This window comes from Mesorhizobium sp. P2_D1 (assembly GCF_056404455.1).
Map to the genome: position 1 here is coordinate 1 of NZ_JBFUDZ010000182.1, position 652 is coordinate 652.

Annotated in this window: 1 protein-coding gene; it reads left to right on the top strand. The window is 66.8% G+C overall.

All coding sequences use genetic code 11. The annotated features are described in order from the left end of the window. On the top strand, window positions 1-652 hold a 652-nt coding region (locus tag AC1D0I_RS32860), incomplete at both ends, for a DUF5801 repeats-in-toxin domain-containing protein (protein WP_477400228.1).

A 652-nucleotide genomic window follows, 5' to 3' on the forward strand; every position in this document is an offset into this window, starting at 1 on the left:
CTTGACCTTGACGAGACCAACAACGGTGCGACGACGGACGGCGTGCTGAACCCGGCGCTGATGACGGCMACGAGYGCYGCGGCGATCGTGACGGTGACGTCGAACTATGGCGCCGACGGCGCCGGRACGACCACCTATGCCTTGTCGGTGACGCAGGCGAACTCCGGGCTGGCAACGGCACAGGGCGATCATGCGATCACGCTGGTGCAGGTCGGCAACACGATCGAGGGCCAGTACAACGACGGGGCGACGCACACGGCGTTCACGGTGTCGATCGGCTCGGACGGCAAGCTGACGGTGGTGCAGAACGTTGCGCTTGAGCACCTGGTCGATGGTTCGACGGCGGCGGCCTACAACGAYGCRCTGACGCTGGCCGGCAAGATCGGCGTGACGGCGACGGTGACGGATGCGGATGGCGAYACGGCGAGCACCGGCGTGATCAATGTCGGCGGCGCGGTGACCTTCCTGGATGACGGCCCGTCGATCACGAGTGCGGTTGTCGGCAGCTCGGTGACGCTTGACGAGACCAACAACGGTGCGACGACGGACGGCGTGCTGAACCCGGCGCTGATGACGGCCACGAGCGCTGCGGCGATCGTGACGGTGACGTCGAACTATGGCGCCGACGGCGCCGGAACGACCACCTATGCCT